Source organism: Pelagibacterium nitratireducens, from assembly GCF_037044555.1.
In the GTDB taxonomy this organism is placed as follows: domain Bacteria; phylum Pseudomonadota; class Alphaproteobacteria; order Rhizobiales; family Devosiaceae; genus Pelagibacterium; species Pelagibacterium nitratireducens.
Window position 1 is genome coordinate 1530562 of record NZ_CP146275.1, and the last position, 19602, is coordinate 1550163.

Genomic DNA, 19602 nt, shown 5'->3' on the forward strand with positions numbered 1-19602 from the left:
GGACGAGATGACTAACAACAGGGCCAATGGACCTGGCAGGATGGGCCGAGCGACGCTGGTCGCCGGGTTGATCGCAGGGCTGGGCACGATGCCGGGGTGGGCTGTCGAGATTGCTGCGGACAGTGCCGCCGGCTGGTGCGAGAGTCTTTCAGGCTTCGCGTATCCGGACCTGCGGATTGACAGCACCGAGCTGCGGCTGGACGAGATGAGTGGCGAGACAAGTTTGCCGCCTCATTGTGTTCTCACAGGCTACATGGAAGAGCGCAAGGGCGTTGACGACGTCGCGTTTTCGACCGGGTTCGAGCTGCGCTTGCCACTCGACTGGAACGAGCGGTTCTACTTCCAGGGCGGTGGCGGGACTGACGGTTCGATCCGTCCGGCCGTTGGAACGAACACGGCCGGCCAGCCGCCGGCGCTGACGATGGGCTACGCCGTGGTGTCCACGGATGCCGGACATACCGGGTCTGACGGGCGCGATGCATCGTTCGGGCTCGACCCCAAGGCGCGCATCGACTGGGGGTACAATTCGCTCGATCTTGTAACGGGTGTCTCCAAGTCGCTGCTTCAGTCGGCCTATGACATGGCACCGCGCTATTCTTATCTTGTCGGTGCGTCGAATGGTGGCCGGCAGGGGCTTACCGCTGCCCAGCGCTTTGCCAACCATTTCGATGGCATCATCGCGGGGGCCCCCATCATCTCGCAGTCGCGCGGACACGTCGCGACGGCATGGGATCTGGCGGCGATGGCCGAGATTGCGCCGCGTGACGCCGAAGGACGTCCGCTCCTGAGCGAGGCCTATTCGCAGGCCGACACCGACCTGATCTTTGCCGAAATGATCGCCCAGTGCGACGGACACGATGGTCTGGAGGACGGGATCATCGATCTGCCGCTGCGGTGCCAATATGATCCTTCGCCGATCGTCTGCGAGGGCGAAAAGACCGATAGCTGCATCACGGCAGTGCAGGCCGAGGCTTTCGTCAAGGTTCATGAAGGCGCGCGCAACGCGGCCGGTGAGCAGCTTTATGCGCCATTTCCTTATGACCCCGGTTCTGACTTCCGCAGATGGAAGCTGGGGACAGCGACCGAATGGCCCAACAACAACCCGCGGGCAACCAACACATCGATCCGCTATGTTTTCATGACGCCGCCCGATCCCGATTTCGATTCCTTTGCCTTCGATTTCGAGACCGATCCGGCAACCCTGGAAGGCTCGGCAGAGTTTTCCAGTGCCAACAGCCCCAATATGGACGCCTTCCGCTTCGCGGGCGGAAAAGTGATTGTCTATCATGGCACAGGCGATCAGGGCGTTTCGGCCATCGACACTGTGGATTGGTATGACGCAATGATCGAGCGTTATGGCAGTGCGGAGGCGGTGCAGGATTTTGCGCGGCTGTATCTGATGCCCGGCGTCGGGCACGTTTCGGGTGGAACGGGCCCGGAATTGTTCGACGGTCTTGATGCGCTGGTTGCCTGGGTTGAAGACGGTGTCGCCCCTGGCCATCTGCCGGTGAGCGGCGGCACTCCGGATCGCGAGCGTCTCTTGTGCGTTTATCCGGCCGAAACCCGCTATGACGCGGCCAGCGCGGCGTTTATCTGCGAGTAAAGTTACCCAAGACGCGAAGGGCCGCCCGGTGGGCGGCCCTTTTTGTTTGTCAGTCCGCGTATTGGCTGACCGATTCCTTGATCGGTTCCTGATCGCGCGGGATGTGGCTTTCAAAGTGCATCAGACGCTTGTGGACCGAGAGCAGTTCGATGACCGTGGACCAGGCGCGGGCCAGGAACTGGAACGAGGACGAAACCTGGCCGAAGGCCTGCTGGACCTGCTGATAGAGCCCGAGCGTCAGGGCTCCTGCGAGGATGGATGGCGAGAGGGCGAGGAGGGGGATGTAGCCCGCCAGGTTGAGATAACCGTAGCGGGCGAGATTGAAGTAGGTGTAGTGCCAATAGAGGCGGAAATAGTTCTTCTGCACATTGGCAAACAGCTCGCGCCATGTGGCGGGCTGGGCATACTCCTCGTGGTCTTCGCCATAGACCAGTTCCTTGCGATAGGCCGCCTCGACCTTCTGGTTCTCGAAGTTGAGGCCCGGCAGCTTTATGCCGACTACGGCCAGCAGCACGGTGCCGAAAGCCGCCGACAGCAGCGCCACCCAGACAAGGCTGCCCGGCACGTCGCCGATCAGGGGCAGGGAGGTGACGTTTTGCGACAGGGTCCACAAGAGTGGGATGAACACCACAAGGGTAATCAGTGAATCGAGGAAGGCGACGCCGAGATCCTCGGTGATCGAGGCAAAGCGCATCGTATCTTCCTGCACGCGCTGGGCGGCACCTTCCGTGGAGCGGATCGAGGGCCACCAGGCCATGTAGTAGGAGTTCATCGCCTTGCGCCAGCGGAAGACGTAGTGGGCTGTATAGAACGCAACGATCACCGCCACGATAATGCGCGGCATCAGGACAACGAAAGCCTCTGCGATCTGGCCGTAAAATTCTTCGGGTGTCACGGACCCCGGTTCGGTCAGGGCCAATTGCATGGTGTTGAAAAAACGGCCCTGCCAATTGTTGATGAAGGCGTCGACCTGAACGTTGAAATAGACCAGCAGCATGATCGCCACGGTGCTGACCACGGACCACCAGTACCATTCATTGCGTTTGTAATTGTACCAGAACACACAGAAGCCGACGGCCAGAATGAGCAGGTACTGGTAAAACCAGACCCGCTCGGCGGTAAGGAACGAGCCTTCCGGCAGGCAGCGTGCTTCGGTGGCCGAGGGGGCATCGGACTCCGTTATCGAGGAATCGGGCAAATCGGGCTCGGAGAGCTCGGCGCCCGGCACGGCCTGGGCCGTGTCGCCCACGCCCGGCGGCGTCGCCGGCTCGGTGGGCGCGCATGGGGGTGGCAGTAGGAACCGGTCCAGGCTGAGATAGGGCTGGAGCGTTGGACCCAGCGCCGACCAGCCGATGATCGCCAGGATCAGCAAGCCGAGAAGGGATGAGAAAAACTGCTTGGGGACCGGGAAGAAAGATCGAAACATTGCACGCTCCGTATAGGACGGCGACTCGTCATTCCAGCTGCGGGCCGCGAACGATGATCTAAGGCCGGGAATCCGGCGCATGCAAGACCGGGCAGGAGCCAGATCAGGGCTGATCGAAGGCAATTGAGCGGTTTTTGACAAGAATGCGTATCTGCGCGTTGAGCGAAGGGCAATGTCTGGGGGATATGAATGGGCAAGCCGGATCGCAGATGGTTCCTGACGGGTCCGGTTCGAACGGGTTCACAGTAGCCTTGTTCTGCGTCACTGGGCCGGGTGAGCCGCAATCGCGGGTTTCGCCCGGCCTGTCGTTCCCGAAATCGGCACCTGCCCCTTTTCCCCCGCGCCGGCGGCATGTATCAAACGCATGCGCCCCAGCTTCACATTTCGTCTGGCGCGAGAAGGGTCAAAATGAGTATTGCCGAACCGATCGCCGATCCCGATGAGTCCTGCCCGGCGCTGTTTCGGGATGCGCCGACGGGCGTGGAGTTCAACAAGCTGCGCAAGCGGCTGATCCGTCAGGTCCGCGAAACGCTCGATGCCTATGGCATGGTGCGGCCGGGCACGAAATGGCTGGTCGCGCTGTCGGGTGGCAAGGACAGCTACGGGCTTCTGGCGGTGCTGCTCGACCTCAAATGGCGCGGGCTTTTGCCGGTCGAGCTTCTGGCGTGCAATCTCGACCAGGGACAGCCCAATTTCCCCAAACACATCCTGCCTGAATTTCTCGAGCGCAACGGTATCGCGCACAGGATCGAATATCAGGACACCTATTCGATCGTCACCGACAAGCTGCCACAAGGCGCGACCTATTGCTCGCTGTGTTCGCGGCTGCGGCGCGGGCACCTCTATCGCATCGCGCGCGAGGAAGGGTGTTCGGCGCTGGTGCTTGGCCATCACCGCGAGGACATCCTGGAAACCTTCTTCATGAACTTCTTCCATGGGGGCAAGCTGGCGGCCATGCCGCCCAAATTGCTCAATGACGAGGGCGATGTCGAAGTGCTGCGCCCGCTGGCCTTTTGCGCCGAGGCCGATCTGGCCCGGTTTGCAGAAGCGCTCGAATTCCCAATCATTCCCTGCGATCTGTGCGGCTCGCAGGACGGGCTGCAGCGCAACGCCATGAAGGCGATGCTCGATGATTTCGAGCGCAAGATGCCGGGACGCAAGGACGTGATGATCCGGGCGCTGGGCAATATCAATCCCAGCCACATGCTGGACCCGAAACTTTTCGACTTCGCCGCACTGGCGGCCAGGATGGACCAATGAACATCGAGCGCCTGACGGCAATTCTGCGCGAGGCCGCGGCCACGGAAATCATGCCGCGGTTCCGGCGGCTCGATGAAGGCGCGATCCGCACCAAATCGCACGCCCATGACCTGGTGACCGAAGCCGACGAAGCGTCGGAGCGGTTCATTACCGAGGCGATCAAGGCAGCTTCACCACAGACCGTGGTGATCGGCGAGGAAGCGGTGGCCGCCAACCCCAAGCTGCTCGACACTCATTTCGAGAACGAGACGGTTGTCTATGTCGATCCGGTGGACGGCACCTGGAATTTTGCAGCCGGGTTGCCGCTGTTCGCGGTAATGGCGGCGGTGGTGCACAAGGGCGAGGTGGTCGCCGGGGTGATCTACGATCCGGTGGGGGATGACTGGATGATGACCGAGCGCGGCTGCGGGTGTTTCCAGGTGTTTCCCGACGGACGCATGGTGGCGCAGAAATTTGCCGCTCCGGTGCCGCTCGACCAGATGGCCGGCACGGCATCGGCATCTTACGTCGCGCAGGACAAGCGGGCCGAAGTTCTGGCCAATCTGGCCAAAATCCACACGCTTGCCGCCTATCGCTGCGCTGGACATGAATACCGGCTGGGGGCGGGCGGCAGCCTCAACTTCATGATGTATAACAAGCTCACGCCCTGGGATCACGCGGCGGGATCGCTGATGATGGTGGAAGCGGGCGCCCATGTGGCCCATTTCGACGGCTCGGCGTACAAACCCGCCCATATGGAGGGCGGGCTTCTGGTGGCAGGCAGCAGGGACAGCTGGGACGAACTGCGCCGCGAGGTGTTTACCGTCTAGAGTCGCTCAGGATTTGATCGACGCAAATTCTCGGCTCCAAACCCTTGTTTTGTCGCGTGTCCGAACCGCAAAGCCATTTTCATCCCCGATCGCGTCGAGGACAGGGTTTTGCTGGACACGCTCCAGGACAATCGACATTGAGCTGATGGCGGTCTGCAAATGGCAGTTCTCTGGGTTTCCGGTGCTCACGTACCCGAACGTACGCTCCGCTCATAGCCCGCGAGCTTAAGCTCGCCGGGCGTTTTTCCCTACATAAGGTCCACCGGACCTTCTGTAGCCGGTCATCACTCTCGAGAACCGCCGTTTTCGACTCACCCTGAGCTGGATGTCGATTGGTCCTAGTGTTCGCCGCCGACCGGGGGGACTTCGTCCTTGTATTCCTCGCCGACACCGAACAGCTTGCCGTTTTCGGCAATCAGGATGAAGACGAGCGCGACGCAGCCGAGCACGAAATATCCCGCAGCGATGGGCGTTATGGTGCCGTTGTAGAACTGACCGATCACGGTTCCGATCAGGGCGCCGCCCACTGTCTGGATCAGGCCGAATACGGCCGAAGCGGTGCCTGCAACCCTGCCGAGCGGTTCCATGGCTAGTGAATTTACATTGGCCATCGTCCAACCGAACATGAACATGATGACGGCAAGGAAGGCCAGGAACAGCCAGAGCGGCATGAACCCGGTGAGCGAGACCATAAGCCAGATGCCGCTCATGATGGTGAAGACCAGCATGGCGCCATGGCTCAGCCGGCGCATGCCGATTTTCCGGACCATGCGGGAGTTGGTGTAGGACGAGATCGACATCAGGCCGGCGATGGCGGCAAAAGCGACCGGGAAATAGGCGCCCAGATCGTAGATATCGACATAGATCTGCTGGGCCGTGCTGATGAAGCCGAAGAGGGCGCCGAACACGAACATGGCCGAAAGCCCGTAGCTGAAGGCCATCTTGTTGGTGAAGACGAGCCGAAAGCCTTCAATGATGATCGCCGGGCGCAGTTCGCGGCGGTTCTCGGGCCGCAATGTTTCGGGCAGGCGAATAAATGCCCAGACCGTGATGACAAATCCCAGGGCGGCCATGAAAAAGAAAATGTATTCCCACGGTCCGGTCAGCAAAAGCACCTGGCCGATTGCGGGCGCTATCACCGGAATGATCATGAATACCATAAAGACCAGCGACATGACTTCGGCCATCGCCCTGCCGCCAAACCTGTCGCGCACCAGCGAGGTGGCGATCACGCGGGTGGAGGCGGCGCCAAGGCCCTGAACGAAACGCAGAACCAGAAGCGTCGCGAAGGTCGGCGAGAACGCAGCCGCAAAGGCGGCGATAACGTAGATCGTCAGGCCAACCATGAGCGGAGCGCGGCGTCCGAAACGGTCCGACAGTGGGCCGAAGGCAATCTGCGCCGCGCCGAACCCGAGCATATAGGCGGTCAGCACGTAATGGCGGTCGTTTTCATTCATCACGCCCAGCGCCTCGCCCATATAGGGCAGCGCAGGCAGCATGACGTCGATAGCCATGGCATTGAGCGCCATGAGCCCTGCAATAAGGGCAATGAATTCTGGCCGGGAAACGTCCCGGGTCACTGTCGTCGTGGTCGTCATGGGATACCCTGGAAATGGCAAGGCCGGGACTCATCGGCCCGGCCTTGTTGGTAAAGCTTGAACCCCTCTGTCGGGTTTGGCAACCCTAAAATCGGCACTAGCCGATGGAAGCGGGCTGGGGGGCGATGAAGGCGGGCGCCTTGCCCTCCCTGATCGGTATGTGAATTGCCGCGGACAGCAGGCCGATGACGATGCCCAGATACCACACCGCATAGTAGTCGCCGGTCATGTCGTAGGACAGGCCGCCGAGCCAGACACCAAAGAACGAGCCGATCTGGTGGGAGAGAAAGGCCACGCCATAGAGCATGCCCATATAGCGCGGGCCGAAGAACAGGCTGACCAGCCCGGCGGTCAGCGGCACTGTGGCCAGCCAGAGCATGCCCAGCGTTGCCGCATAGATATAGGCGCTGACCTCGGTTATGGGCAGCAAAAGGAAGGCGGCGGTGCCGACGGCGCGCAGCAGATAGATCACCGAAAGCAGGATTTGCTTGGGCAATCTGTCGCCCAGCCAGCCGGCCATAAGCGAGCCTGCGACGTTGAACAGGCCGATCAGGCCCAGCGCCCAGGAACTGGCTTCCGGTGTCAGCCCGCACTGGACGAGGAAGGCGGGGAAATGGACAGTGATAAAGGCCAGATGGAAGCCGCAGACGAAAAAGCCGATGACCAGCAGGCGATAGGAGCCATGGCCGAGCGCCTTGGAGAGCGCCTGCATGAAGGGCATATCGGCATCGCCGGGCGCGCTGTTTGTCTGGCCGCGCAGCATTGTCGAGAGCGGGACGACCAGCAGGATGATCAGCCCGAGATAGACCAGCGCACTCTGCCAGCCGAAATTGGAGATGAAGGCCTGTCCGAGCGGGGCGAAAACGAACTGGCCCATCGACGAGGCGGCGGTGGCTATGCCGAAGACGAAGGAGCGCTTTTCGGGCGGAACGGCGCGGCCGAAGGCGGCCATGACCACGCCGAACGAAGCCGTGCCGATGCCGACGCCCATCAAGACGCCGCCGGTGAGCATGAACATGCCTTCGGTTGGCGTGATCGACCACAAAAACAGGCCAAGTGCGTAAACCAGCGCGCCGCCGGCCAATACGCGACCGGTGCCGAATTTGTCGGCCATGCCGCCCGCGAAAGGCTGGGTAATGCCCCAGACAAGGTTCTGGATGGCCAGCGCCATGGCAAAACCCTCACGCGACCAGCCGAGGTCCTCGGTCATGGGCAGAAGGAAAATACCGGAGGTGGAGCGGGCGCCAAAGGTCACCATGGCGATGAAACAGCCGGCCACGATGATGACAGGCAAGGGAACCGGCAGGGCGCGGCGGGTGGTTGTGGCGGACATAGTCAGGATTCCGTTTGTATCGCCGGGCGACGATAAAGACTTCCGCGCGCGTCACAAACGAAAAAGCACGATGGGTATCATCAATATGATTGATTTGAGAAAGCCCGACGGCAAAACGGCCCCAAGCATGGCTTGAGGCCGTTCAAATGGTGACAGTCCGGCCGATCAGGCGGTCTGTTTGACCGGGATGCCGGCGTTTTCGAAATGGGTCTGGAGTTCGCCGGCCTGGAACATCTCGCGGATGATGTCGCAGCCGCCGACAAATTCGCCCTTGACGTAAAGCTGGGGAATTGTGGGCCAGTTGGAATAGTCCTTGATGCCCTGACGCAGCTCGTCGGTTTCAAGAACGTTGGCGGATTTGTAATCGACGCCGAGATAGCTCAGAATCTGGACCACCTGTCCGGAAAATCCGCACTGGGGGAAATCGGGCGTGCCCTTCATGAACAGGAAGACGTCGTTGGACTTCACCTGTTCGTCGATAAATGCGTTGATGTCACTCATCAAAATGTCCTTTCGGCCCGTTGGGGAGGTTCGGGGCGTTGATCGGCGTTTCCCGATAGATAGGGGATGATGGTGGCCATGTCGAGGTCACCGTGTTCAAATCAGCGGTGAACGGCGCCAAGCCCGTTGAGCACTTCGCGCGGAATGGCGAAGGCGGCGATCACGTCCTGATGGCGCTTGAAACCGCACAACTCACGCTGGACGAAATAGGCCCAGACGGCATTTTGCGCGGCGGTGAGCTGATCAGTGCGCTGGCCGGGCGTAGCGGCATTATAGGCAGCGACGGTTTTGGCGACCCGCTGTTCGGCGGCGCCGAGCGAGGCGGCGCGTTCGCCCATGATCTCGTTTTCGAGAACGGCGTGGCCGCCTTCGGGATTGACGGCCTTGATGAGATCGAGGCTGTCGCGCAAGCTCATTTCAGGATCAATCGGGCGCGTTGGTGGTTAGCGCCAAAGCGTGCAACTCGCCGCCCATATTGCCCTTTAGCGCCTGATAGACAAGCTGATGCTGCTGCACGCGGGATTTTCCGCGGAAGGTTTCAGAGGTGACGGTCGCGGCGTAATGGTCGCCATCGCCGGCCAGGTCGCGGATATCAACCTGTGCATCGGGAAGCGCCTGTTTGATAAGGGTCTCGATTTCGGCTGCATCCATTGGCATGTGAGGCACTTTCTTTCTTGTCGTGCTGTGGCGAGCACGTCGGAACCTAGTTGATTGTAGCGCCCATGAAGGTCGGAAACCAGCCTTCATAGGCGGCGTTGAGGTCTGCGACCGATATGGACCGGGCCGCGCCAAGCTTCAAGGTATCGCCGCCCGTCGTGCCGATAATGACGGCGGAAACGGGCGAAGCGGCGACGATTTCCCCGGCCAGGTCGGCGGAGGCCGTGACGATATAGCGGCCCTGATCTTCGCCGAACCAGGTGGCAAGGGTCTCGTGCTCGGGTGCGGCGATTTCAGCGCCGATGCCCGATTTGATCGCTGCTTCGGCGAGGCCCAGAGCGAGACCGCCGTCGGACAGATCGTGGGCCGAGCGGATTTTTCCCGCGCGGATGAGGGAAAGCACGAAAAGCCCGGCCTTTTTCTCGTGATCGAGATCGACATAGGGCGCGGTGCCCTCGCGACGGCCCAGAACGTCGCGCAGATAGGCCGATTGGCCGAGATGGCTGCCCCAATTTTCCGGCGCACCGATCAGGACGATGACATCGCCTTCGCGGGCGAAACCGGAGCGGGCCATCTTGGCATGGTCTTCGATCAGGCCGACGCCCGCGATGGTGGGGGTTGGCAGGATGCCGCGGCCGTTGGTTTCGTTATAGAGCGAGACATTGCCCGAAACGATGGGGAAATCGAGCGCGGTGCAGGCTTGGCCGATGCCTTTGATGGCGTGGACGATCTGGCCCATGATTTCGGGGCGTTCGGGATTGCCGAAATTGAGATTGTCGGTGGCGGCGAGCGGTTCGGCGCCCGTCGCGATCAGGTTGCGCCAGCATTCAGCAACGGCCTGCTTGCCGCCCTCGAAGGGATCGGCTTCGCAATAGCGCGGATTGACGTCCGAGGAGAAGGCCAGCGCCTTGGTGGGGTGGCCTTCGACGCGGACCACGCCGCCATCGCCGCCCGGGGTCTGGAGCGAATTGCCCTGGATGAGCGTATCGTACTGCTCATAGACCCAGCGGCGCGAGGAGTGATTGGCCGAGCCGAGCAGCGCAAGGAGGGCGTCGGCGATATCTGCGTCCGGTACGGTCGCCGGGTCGAGCGGGGCGGGCAGAGCAGGGACAACCCAGGGGCGGTCGTATTCGGGAGCCTCGTCGCCCAGATCCTTGATGGGAAGGTTGGCCACTTCTTCGCCCTGGAACAACACGCGGAAGCGCAGATCGTCGGTGGTCTTGCCGACGGTGGCGAAATCGAGTTCCCACTTTTCGAACACGGCGCGGGCCTGGGCTTCCTTTTCGGGATGCAGGACCATGAGCATGCGCTCCTGGGATTCCGACAGCATCATCTCGTAGGGCGTCATGCGATCTTCGCGCACGGGTACGGCATCGAGATTGAGCTCGATCCCCAGATCGCCCTTGGCGCCCATTTCGACGGCCGAACAGGTGAGCCCTGCCGCGCCCATATCCTGAATGGCGATCACCGCACCGGTTTTCATCAATTCGAGGCAGGCTTCGAGCAGGCGCTTTTCGGTGAAAGGGTCGCCGACCTGGACGGTGGGGCGCTTTTCCTCGATGTCGTCGCCAAACTCGGCCGAGGCCATCGTGGCGCCGCCAACGCCATCGCGGCCGGTCTTGGCGCCGAGATAAACGACGGGCAGGCCGACGCCCTTGGCTTCGGAGAGGAAGATCTTGTCGGCATCGGCAAGGCCGGCGGCAAAGGCGTTGACGAGGATGTTGCCATTGTAGCGGGCATCGAACTGGACTTCGCCGCCAACGGCCGGGACGCCGAAGGAATTGCCATAGCCCCCGACACCGGCCACCACGCCCGAGACGAGGTGCTTTGTCTTTTCGTGATCGGGTTCACCAAAGCGCAGGGCGTTCATCGCCGCGATGGGGCGGGCGCCCATCGTAAAGACGTCACGCAGAATGCCGCCCACGCCGGTTGCCGCGCCCTGATAGGGCTCGATAAAGGACGGATGGTTGTGCGATTCCATCTTGAAGACGACCGCCTGACCATCCCCGATATCGACAACGCCCGCATTTTCGCCCGGACCCTGCAGCACGCGCGGGCCCTTGGTGGGCAGGGTCTTGAGCCATTTTTTCGAGCTCTTGTAGGAACAGTGTTCGTTCCACATGGCCGAGAAAATACCGAGTTCGGTGAACGTCGGTTCGCGCCCGATCAGGTCGAGAATCTTCTGGTATTCGTCGGGCTTTAGGCCATGATTGGCGACGAGTTCGGGGGTGATTTCGATATCGTTGCGGAGGGTCATTTCAGCCAGTCGTCAATGAGGAACCGGGGCGTTGAGCATTTCCACCTGGTGTGCGGACACTCTAGTTGAGAAGGCCGGCGAACAGGTTCTTGCCGTCCTCGCCGCCATGGGCAGGTTCGATCAGGTTTTCGGGGTGGGGCATCAGGCCCAGAACGTTGCCGCGGGCGTTGGTGATGCCGGCGATGTTGTTGATCGAGCCATTGGGGTTGGTTTCCGCAGTATAGCGGAACACCACCTGGCCATTGTCCTCAAGCGCGGCGATCGTATCGTTATCGGCGAAGTAATTGCCGTCGTGGTGGGCGACAGGGCAGCGGAACACCTGGCCCTGCTCATAGCGGCGCGAGAAAGCGGTGTTGGCGTTGGCGACTTCGAGGTTGACCTCGCGACAAACGAATTTGAGCGAGGCGTTGCGCATCAGCGCGCCGGGAAGGAGCCCGGCTTCGGTCAGGATCTGAAAGCCGTTGCAGACGCCGAGGACATGAACGCCTTTTTCGGCCCGTTCGCGGATCACATCCATCATGGGCGAGCGGGCGGCGATGGCGCCGCAGCGCAGGTAATCGCCGTAGGAAAAGCCGCCGGGAATGACAATCAGGTCAACATCGGGCAGTTCGGCATCCTTGTGCCAGGCGACAGCAGGCGGCGTGCCGCCAATCTTTGTCAGCGCCGCGATCATGTCGCGTTCGCGGTTGAGGCCGGGAAAGACAACGACTGCGGACTTCATCGCGCTGGGTCTCGCTTTTTCGATATTGGGGCTGGCACCGGATGGCCGCCTTGTCGGGATTCTGGCCGCAAAAAGCAAGGGGATTCGTACGCTTTCACATACGAATCCCCTTCAAGTTCGCGTGGTCGCGCTTCCGAACCCGATATGTGGTCTGAAAGCCCCTCAGCGTTGAAGCGAGCCTATTCGGCCGGGGCGGGAGCCGGGCGCTGTGCCCAGCGGCTGCCGGGTGCGCCGGGCAGGTGCGCCCAGGCGGGCCGTTCGAAGAGGAACTTGCCCAAGCCTGTCTTGCCGATGATCCAATAGAGGATGAGGGGGCAGACGACTGCGACGATCAGGCAGGCAAGGCTGGCAATACCCGCATCGATCTGGGGAACGAAGCGCAGCAGTATCGTACGGAAGCTGCCCATTGGGATGACGAAGCTGAGATAGATGACGATGGAATGGGCACCCATCCAGCGCAGCCAGTCCATGGCGGCAAGGCGGGCGAGCAACACTGCGGCCGCGCAGATCGCGGTGGCACCGGCCATGGCCATGAGGAAATGGGCGCCAGGGATGTTGTCGACGCCGCTGGTCACAACACCATAAGTGACCGAATGACCCGGCGAGAACACCAGAGCGCCATTGGCCAGTGCCCAGGCTGCAAGCCCTGCAACAGCGAGGGCGGGATGGGACTGGATCCAGTCTGACAGCTTGAAGATAGCCGGTGCCAGAGCGTAGCCGGCGTAGAAATAGACGAAGTACTCGGCCACGTAGTTGACGATGGAAAGTGGCGTTGCGACCGGGGCGATGGAAGCTGCGGCAGCCACGATCAGCACGGCGATGTGGGGTACACGCAACTGAAAGAGCAACTTGGCGATCAGGCCATAGATGGCCAAGGCATAGATGAACCACAAGATCGAATAGGGCTCGTAGATGGCGCTGGCCATGAGGGCGAGCGTGCCGGCAGGGTCGCGGTCGACGATGAGATGCTTGAAGGCGATCAGGATCACGGCCCAGAGCGCATAGAAATAGAGGTAGTGGACGACGCGCCGGTCGGTGAAGTTGCGCCAGGGGCGGGCGATGACCGCCGAAAGGAAAAGCCCCGAAACGAGGAAGAATTCGGGCATGCGGAAGGGGGTTGCGAAGCCGAGAATGTAGTGCATGAAGCCGACGCGCTCGGTCGCTTCGCCCACGCCGTAGGTGGAATGCATCATCACAACGAGAATGATGGAAAGGCCCTTGGCCACATCGACCCAGGCGTGGCGTGGTTTGGCAGTGTCAGTCATATCGCGTCCCCAAAGCAAGATTTGGGGCGATTATAGTTCAAGGCACTAAACGGCGCCTTTCACCAATGATAACAACTGGAAGCGTGGTTAAGAATGCGAAAAGGCCGGAGGGATGCTCCGGCCTTTTCGCGAAAAATCGTACCGCCGGGGGCGGGTGGGGTGTTCAGACCACCGGAACGGTGCCGTAGGCGGCAACCATTACGCCGATGGCGAGAAAGAACAGGGCCGAAAGGGAAACGGTCTTCAGCATTTCAAGGCATACTCCATGGCGCGCGGACGCGACAAATTGCGCGGGATTTAATTTAAATGGCAGAGGTTAACCGATGATCTCTACGGCGTAATTTTCGATCACGGTGTTGGCGAGAAGCTTTTCGCACATCCTCTCGATTTCCGTTTTCGCACTAACGGGATCGGTGGCCGAAAGTTCCAGATCGAACACCTTTCCCTGCCGTACGGACTCGACTCCGGCAAAGCCGAGACCTTCGAGTGAACCTTCGATGGCCTGTCCCTGAGGATCCAGGACACCGGTTTTCAAAGTGACGATGACGCGGGCTTTCATGGTTCCGTTTGGCCTTTTGGTTGGGCGGAAGAATTTTCGTTATCCCGGGAAAACTCCGGTTACTGAACCAGCCGGGGACCGGTGGTCAGCGCGTTGTCTGCCTCGACGAGAATGCCGAGACGCTGGGCGACTTCGCGATAGGCATCGACGAGACCCCCAAGATCTTCGCGGAAGCGGTCCTTGTCGAGCTTGTTACGGGTCTTGATGTCCCATAGCCGGCAATTGTCGGGTGAGATTTCGTCGGCCAGCACGATGCGCATGAGGTCACCCTCATAAAGGCGGCCGCATTCGATCTTGAAATCGACAAGCTGGATGCCGACGCCCATGAACAGGCCGGTCAGGAAATCGTTGACGCGCACGGCGAGCGCCATGATGTCGTCGAGCTCCTGGGGATTGGCCCAGCCGAAGGCGGTGATGTGCTCTTCGGAGACCATGGGATCGTTCAGCGCATCGTCCTTGTAGTAAAATTCGATGATCGAGCGGGGAAGCTGGGTGCCCGATTCAAGGCCCAGACGCTTGCAGAGCGATCCCGCTGCGACATTGCGCACGACCACTTCGATTGGGATGATCTCGACTTCGCGGATCAACTGTTCGCGCATGTTGATGCGGCGCACGAAATGGGTGGGGATGCCGAGCGTATTGAGCTTGGTGAAGATGTACTCGGAAATCCGGTTGTTGAGGACGCCCTTGCCATCGATGATCTCGTGCTTGGCGCCGTTACCGGCGGTGGCGTCGTCCTTGAAGTGCTGGATCAGCGTGCCGGGCTCGGGGCCCTCATAGAGCACTTTGGCCTTGCCTTCGTAGATCTTGCGACGACGGTTCATTTCGACGGTGTCCCGTAGATTGCGTGGTTAAGCGGGTCGGAATTTGGGCGCACTCATGCGCCTTTTTGGGTGGCCAATGCAAGCCCTTTCATGGGGCGGGCCAAACCATTCACGCTCTACATATCGCGATTCCGCCCCCTGTTGCGCAAAAACTGCGATAAGGGTTTACGCAGGCGTCTGGCGGGCGTGCAATACGTTGATTTTGAGGGCGATAGAGCCTATTTCAAACCGTAAACCGCGCGTGGCGGCCAGTACCGGAAAACCAAACAAGCCGAGGGACCGAGAAATGTCTTCATTCGACGAACGCCAGAGGGGCGAGGAAGCCAAATTCGCCCATGACGCATCGCTGCGATTCAAGGCCGAAGCGCGCCGCAACAAGCATCTGGCGCATTGGGCCAGCGCCGAAATGGGCGTGACCGAGGCCGATGCGATTGCCAATTATGTTGCCGAAGTGATCGCCGCAGACATGACAGAGGCCGGCCCGGCCGACGTCGCGCGCAAGATCAAGGCCGATTTCGAGGCCAAGAATATCGAGATCGACGAAAAGACCATCGAGGCCAAGATCGCCCAGTTCGATATTCAGGCGCGGGCCGAGGTGCTGGCCGAGGCCTGAGGTTCGGGCTCGGAGGGCAGGCGCCATGAAAGGCATCAGGCACGAGACCATTGCCGGCTATCACGCGGTCCAGACCGATGAGGATCGCGCGATCTGCGAGCAGCTGCGCGGCGTCATCGACCGGGTGCTGCCCGAGGCCGAAAGCAAGATCTGGCACGCCCATCCGGTATGGTTTCTGGCCGGCAACCCGATCGTTGGGTACAGCAAGCTCAAGCATTGTGTGCGGCTGTTGTTCTGGAGCGGGCAATCCTTCGAGACCCCGGGACTGGCGCCTGAAGGCACTTTCAAGGCGGCCGAAGCCCGCTTCACGCGGGCCGGGGAGGTAGATGAAGGCCTGCTGATGCAGTGGCTCGAAGAAGCCCGTACGATCCAGTGGGACTACAAAAATCTCATTAAGAAGCGAAAGCTGGAGCGGCTGATCTAGGGATTGATCCAGGCTCATCTGAAAGCCCCGCGTACTCGGCGCGGGGTTTTTTATTGCAAAACAGATAAGTGTATGCTTATCTGTTGGCATGGATGATGATTCGCTTTTCAGGGCACTGGCCGATCCCACACGCCGCGCGATCTTCGAGCGGCTGAGCGCCGGGCCAGCCAATGCAAGCGGGCTGCGCGAGGGCTTCGGCATCAGCCAGCCGGCGATGAGCCAGCATCTTGGCGTTCTGGTCGGAGCGGGGCTGGTGCGGCAGGAGCGGGATGGCCGGTTCGTCAATTACGAAGTCGATCCGGCCGGTATCGGGCGGATCGGGGCCTGGCTGTCGCGATACAGGGCCTACTGGCCGAGCCGGATGGCCGATCTTGATGAGGTTTTGAGGGAGATGGATCAATGAGCAAGACGATCGAGATGGAATTCAGCTTCGATGCGCCTCCGGAAAAGGTCTGGCGCGCAGTCTCCATCGCCCAGTATCGCGAACGCTGGCTGCCGGGCACCGATCTTGCGCAGGACGAGCCGGTGGCTCTCGAAGAGGGAAGCGCTGTGAGCTATCGCATGCGCGACAGTGCACCCCCGCATGAGGAAAGCGTCGTCACCTTCCAGATAGCCGCCGACGGCTCGGGGGGCACGCGGCTCGAAATCATACAGCGTCTTGTGGTCGAGGTGCCGGCTGCCGCCAATGCAAATGGCGAGACGATGATGCTGGCCGCCTAAGGCCCTCTTTAATTCTTATCAGTACCAAGCAATGGAGGTCGCCCATGCGCGACACGATGCAACTCGTCCCCATGGTGGTCGAGCAATCCCAGCGCGGCGAGCGCTCGTTCGATATCTATTCGCGGCTGCTGCGCGAGAGAATCGTTTTCGTCAATGGCGGGATCAACGATGCGATGGCCTCGCTGGTCTGCGCGCAGCTTCTGTTTCTGGAGGGCGAAAACACGAAAAAGCCGATCCAGATGTATATCAACTCCTATGGCGGCGTGGTGACCAGCGGGCTGGCCATGTACGACACCATGCAGTTCATCCGCTCGCCGGTGCATACGCTGTGCATGGGCACGGCGCGGTCGATGGGTTCGTTCCTTCTGATGGGCGGGGAAGCCGGTTTCCGCGCCGCATTGCCCAATGCCAGCCTGCATGTGCACCAGCCTTTGGGCGGGTTTCAGGGGCAGGCCAGCGACATGCTGATCCATTCCGATGAAATGCAGCGCACCAAGAAGCGGATGATTGAGCTCTACGCCAAACATTGCGGACGCAGCTATGACGAGGTTGAAAGAACGCTCGATCGCGACCGGTTCATGACGCCGCAGGAAGGCAAGGAATGGGGGCTGATTGATACGATCATGACCGAGAGAGCGCCAGTTGGGTGATGACGGTCTGCAAAACGCAATCTCCTGCGCTTCCGATGCTCACGTACTTTGAAGTACGCTCCGCTCCGGTTCTCGAAGATCGCCTTTTTCGACTCGCCCTGACCCAACTGCTCGCCGCTGCGGCTATATCCGGCTCATCAGCCGGGTGAACATTAGCAGCCCCTCGGGCCAAGGACCGTGGCCGGATTCGATGTTGATATGGCCGACATCGCCCGCGACATGGAAATCGGAGCCCCAGCGGGCTGCAAATTCGGCGGCGCGTTCGACGCTGCAATAGGGGTCATTGGAAGACGCGACCAGCATCGAGGGGAATCTGAGCGGGTCGGAGGACAGACCCCGAAAGGGCGAGGTCGCTTCCGGGACGTCGGGGTGCTCGTCGACATCGGGCGGGGCAACGAGAAAGGCGCCTTTGACCTTGGTATCGGCCTGGGTCTGGCTCGCGGCAACAATGGTCTGAACGCCGAGCGAATGGCCGACCAGAACCACAGGCCGCGTGGCCATCATGATCTCGCGTTCGAGGGTTTCGAGCCAGCCGGCGAGCGTTGGGGCTTCCCATTCGTCCTGTTCGACGAATTTTGCATTGCGGATCTTTTCGACCCAGCGGTGCTGCCAGTGGCCGGGGCCGGAATGACCCAGTCCGGGGATGATGAGGATGTCGGCGTCTGCGGTTTTCATAGCACGATTACTTGGTGGATTTCCGGCAGTTGCGCAAGGGGCCGCTCGGCGGGAGGGGCGACTGCAGGCTTGTCGTTTTGACGGGACTGCTGACACAGGCTGTCAGGGTGTTTCTGTTATGTTCTTATTGCAACGGAGAGCGGACAAATGACGGAATGGAAAATGGCCCAAAGCCGCACACTCAAGGCAAGCCGGGCCGGGAGCATCCTTGCCATGCTCAGGATATCTCCTGTTTTCAGTGAGCGGCGGGGCCGGGCACAAGCTGTGCCCGACACGCTGCGGGTGGATGTGGGATTGGAGCCGAAAGAAACGCGCCGGACGTGGCGGGATTATCGCTAGATGCTTTGTTTGTCGCGTCTCCGAACCGCAAGACCGTTTCCACTTTTGCTGGACCCGCTCTATTCGCCGAACACGCGTTTAAAGATCGTGTCGACATGCTTGAGGTGATAGGCATCGTCAAAGCTGGCATCGATCTGTTCGTCGGAAAGCTTCGCCGAAACATCGGGGTCGGCCTTGAGAAAATCGGGAAACTTGCCTTCGCCGCGCCAGACCTTCATGGCGTTGCGTTGCACGGCGGAATAGCTTTCCTCGCGGCTCATGCCGGCCTGGGTAAGAGCGAGCAGGAAGCGCTGGGAATTGTGCAGGCCGCCGAGCTTGTCCATGTTGGCCTTCATGGTCTCGGGATAGACCACGAGATTTTCGATGACGCCGGTGAGGCGGGCCAGGGCGAAATCGAGGGTCACTGTCGCGTCAGGGCCGATCATGCGTTCGACCGAGGAGTGCGAAATGTCGCGTTCGTGCCAGAGGGCGACGTTCTCGAGCGCCGGGGTCACCATGCCGCGCACGAGGCGGGCGAGGCCGGTGAGGTTTTCGGTCAGCACGGGATTGCGCTTGTGCGGCATGGCCGACGAGCCCTTCTGACCCTTTGAGAAAAATTCTTCCGCCTCGAGCACTTCGGTGCGCTGGAGGTGGCGGATTTCGGTCGCCAGACGCTCGATGGACGAGGCGATCACGCCAAGCGTTGCGAAATACATGGCGTGACGGTCGCGCGGGATGACCTGGGTCGAAACCGGCTCAACGGCAAGGCCCATCTGCTCGGCGACATATTCTTCCACCGAGGGATCGATATTGGCGAATGAGCCCACAGCGCCGGAGATCGCGCAGGTGGCGATTTCGGCGCGGGCGTTGACCAGCCGGTCGCGGCAGCGGGAAAATTCGGCATAGGCCTGGGCGAGTTTGACCCCGAACGTGGTCGGCTCGGCGTGAATGCCGTGGCTGCGGCCGATGGTGATGGTGTTCTTGTGCTCGTAGGCGCGCTTTTTGAGCGCTGCAAGCAGGGCGTCGAGATCGGCGAGCAGCAGGTCGGCGGCGCGGGCGAGTTGGACCGAGAGCGTGGTGTCGAGCACGTCGGACGAGGTCATGCCCTGATGGACGAACCGGGCCTCGGGGCCGACGATTTCGGCGAGATGGGTCAGGAAGGCGATGACGTCATGTTTGACTTCCCGTTCGATCTCGTCGATCCGGTCAACGTCGAATTTTGCGTCCTTGCCCCTGGCCCAGATTTCATCGGCAGAGGCCTGCGGCACGACGCCGAGTTTGGCCTGCGCGGTGGTGGCATGCGCTTCGATCTCGAACCAGATCTTGAACTTGGTCTCGGGTGACCAGATGTCGACCATCTGCTGGCGGGAATAGCGCGGGATCATGGGT

General features: G+C 61.0%; 21 protein-coding genes. 8 read left to right on the plus strand and 13 right to left on the minus strand.

What is annotated here, in order from left to right; translation table 11 throughout:
• Positions 1–7 precede the first annotated feature (7 nt).
• On the plus strand, positions 8–1603 hold the full coding sequence (locus tag V6617_RS07625; RefSeq protein ID WP_338610172.1) for a tannase/feruloyl esterase family alpha/beta hydrolase: 1596 nt from the start codon (positions 8–10) through the stop codon (positions 1601–1603).
• Positions 1604–1652: 49 nt separating this feature from the next.
• Here the strand turns inward: V6617_RS07625 and V6617_RS07630 are convergent, their stop codons facing one another.
• Complete coding sequence (locus tag V6617_RS07630; RefSeq protein ID WP_338610173.1) at positions 1653–3029, minus strand: peptide transporter; 1377 nt, start codon at positions 3027–3029, stop codon at positions 1653–1655.
• Positions 3030–3437: 408 nt separating this feature from the next.
• Between V6617_RS07630 and ttcA the strand changes: the two genes are divergently transcribed.
• Both ttcA and V6617_RS07640 read left to right on the plus strand, forming a co-directional pair.
• Positions 3438–4289, plus strand: coding sequence for a tRNA 2-thiocytidine(32) synthetase TtcA (ttcA, locus tag V6617_RS07635; RefSeq protein WP_338610175.1), 852 nt, complete (start codon positions 3438–3440; stop codon positions 4287–4289).
• Complete coding sequence (locus V6617_RS07640; protein WP_338610177.1) at positions 4286–5098, plus strand: inositol monophosphatase family protein; 813 nt, start codon at positions 4286–4288, stop codon at positions 5096–5098. Before ttcA ends, V6617_RS07640 begins: the two co-directional genes overlap by 4 nt.
• Before the next feature lie 338 nt (positions 5099–5436).
• On the opposite strand, the gene V6617_RS07645 is transcribed toward V6617_RS07640, so the two are convergent.
• From V6617_RS07645 to purC, 10 genes are all read right to left on the minus strand, one after another.
• Complete coding sequence (locus tag V6617_RS07645) at positions 5437–6696, minus strand: multidrug effflux MFS transporter (RefSeq protein WP_338610179.1); 1260 nt, start codon at positions 6694–6696, stop codon at positions 5437–5439.
• Positions 6697–6793: 97 nt separating this feature from the next.
• Positions 6794–8029 (minus strand): MFS transporter, encoded by a 1236-nt coding sequence (locus V6617_RS07650; protein ID WP_338610181.1) that lies wholly within the window; start codon positions 8027–8029, stop codon positions 6794–6796.
• A 165-nt stretch (positions 8030–8194) separates the two neighbouring features.
• Positions 8195–8530, minus strand: a complete 336-nt coding sequence (gene grxD, locus V6617_RS07655) for a Grx4 family monothiol glutaredoxin (RefSeq protein ID WP_338610182.1) — start codon at positions 8528–8530, stop codon at positions 8195–8197.
• Positions 8531–8631: 101 nt separating this feature from the next.
• Positions 8632–8946: a DUF6665 family protein gene (locus V6617_RS07660; RefSeq protein WP_338610184.1), complete on the minus strand. Its 315-nt coding sequence runs from the start codon at positions 8944–8946 to the stop codon at positions 8632–8634.
• 7 nt (positions 8947–8953) lie between these two features.
• The gene (locus V6617_RS07665) at positions 8954–9187 is read right to left on the minus strand and encodes a BolA family transcriptional regulator (protein ID WP_338610185.1); all 234 of its coding nucleotides are present in this window, start codon (positions 9185–9187) and stop codon (positions 8954–8956) included.
• A 46-nt stretch (positions 9188–9233) separates the two neighbouring features.
• A complete protein-coding gene (purL, locus tag V6617_RS07670) occupies positions 9234–11444 on the minus strand; it encodes a phosphoribosylformylglycinamidine synthase subunit PurL (protein WP_338610187.1) in 2211 nt (736 codons plus the stop codon).
• A gap of 61 nt (positions 11445–11505) precedes the next feature.
• Positions 11506–12165: a phosphoribosylformylglycinamidine synthase subunit PurQ gene (gene purQ, locus V6617_RS07675; protein WP_338610189.1), complete on the minus strand. Its 660-nt coding sequence runs from the start codon at positions 12163–12165 to the stop codon at positions 11506–11508.
• Positions 12166–12344: 179 nt separating this feature from the next.
• Complete coding sequence (locus V6617_RS07680; protein WP_338610191.1) at positions 12345–13430, minus strand: acyltransferase family protein; 1086 nt, start codon at positions 13428–13430, stop codon at positions 12345–12347.
• A 316-nt stretch (positions 13431–13746) separates the two neighbouring features.
• Positions 13747–13989, minus strand: a complete 243-nt coding sequence (gene purS / locus V6617_RS07685; RefSeq protein ID WP_338610193.1) for a phosphoribosylformylglycinamidine synthase subunit PurS — start codon at positions 13987–13989, stop codon at positions 13747–13749.
• Between the two features lie 59 nt (positions 13990–14048).
• On the minus strand, positions 14049–14813 hold the full coding sequence (gene purC, locus V6617_RS07690; RefSeq protein ID WP_264227353.1) for a phosphoribosylaminoimidazolesuccinocarboxamide synthase: 765 nt from the start codon (positions 14811–14813) through the stop codon (positions 14049–14051).
• 286 nt (positions 14814–15099) lie between these two features.
• On the opposite strand from purC, the gene V6617_RS07695 reads away from it, so the two are divergent.
• The 5 genes from V6617_RS07695 to V6617_RS07715 all read left to right on the plus strand — a co-directional run bounded on the left by V6617_RS07695 (position 15100) and on the right by V6617_RS07715 (position 17220).
• Positions 15100–15426: a DUF1476 domain-containing protein gene (locus tag V6617_RS07695; protein ID WP_338610198.1), complete on the plus strand. Its 327-nt coding sequence runs from the start codon at positions 15100–15102 to the stop codon at positions 15424–15426.
• A gap of 25 nt (positions 15427–15451) precedes the next feature.
• Positions 15452–15850 (plus strand): DUF1801 domain-containing protein, encoded by a 399-nt coding sequence (locus V6617_RS07700; RefSeq protein ID WP_338610199.1) that lies wholly within the window; start codon positions 15452–15454, stop codon positions 15848–15850.
• Positions 15851–15938: 88 nt separating this feature from the next.
• Positions 15939–16253 carry a metalloregulator ArsR/SmtB family transcription factor gene (locus V6617_RS07705; protein ID WP_338610201.1) on the plus strand — a complete coding sequence of 105 codons (315 nt, stop codon included), beginning with the start codon at positions 15939–15941 and terminating at the stop codon, positions 16251–16253.
• Complete coding sequence (locus V6617_RS07710) at positions 16250–16570, plus strand: SRPBCC domain-containing protein (protein WP_338610203.1); 321 nt, start codon at positions 16250–16252, stop codon at positions 16568–16570. Before V6617_RS07705 ends, V6617_RS07710 begins: the two co-directional genes overlap by 4 nt.
• A 44-nt stretch (positions 16571–16614) precedes the next feature.
• Positions 16615–17220, plus strand: coding sequence for an ATP-dependent Clp protease proteolytic subunit (locus V6617_RS07715; RefSeq protein ID WP_338610205.1), 606 nt, complete (start codon positions 16615–16617; stop codon positions 17218–17220).
• A 123-nt stretch (positions 17221–17343) separates the two neighbouring features.
• Here the strand turns inward: V6617_RS07715 and V6617_RS07720 are convergent, their stop codons facing one another.
• Both V6617_RS07720 and purB read right to left on the minus strand, forming a co-directional pair.
• Positions 17344–17895 (minus strand): RBBP9/YdeN family alpha/beta hydrolase, encoded by a 552-nt coding sequence (locus V6617_RS07720; RefSeq protein ID WP_338610207.1) that lies wholly within the window; start codon positions 17893–17895, stop codon positions 17344–17346.
• 398 nt (positions 17896–18293) lie between these two features.
• The gene (purB, locus tag V6617_RS07725) at positions 18294–19598 is read right to left on the minus strand and encodes an adenylosuccinate lyase (protein ID WP_338610209.1); all 1305 of its coding nucleotides are present in this window, start codon (positions 19596–19598) and stop codon (positions 18294–18296) included.
• Between the last annotated feature and the right edge of the window lie 4 nt (positions 19599–19602).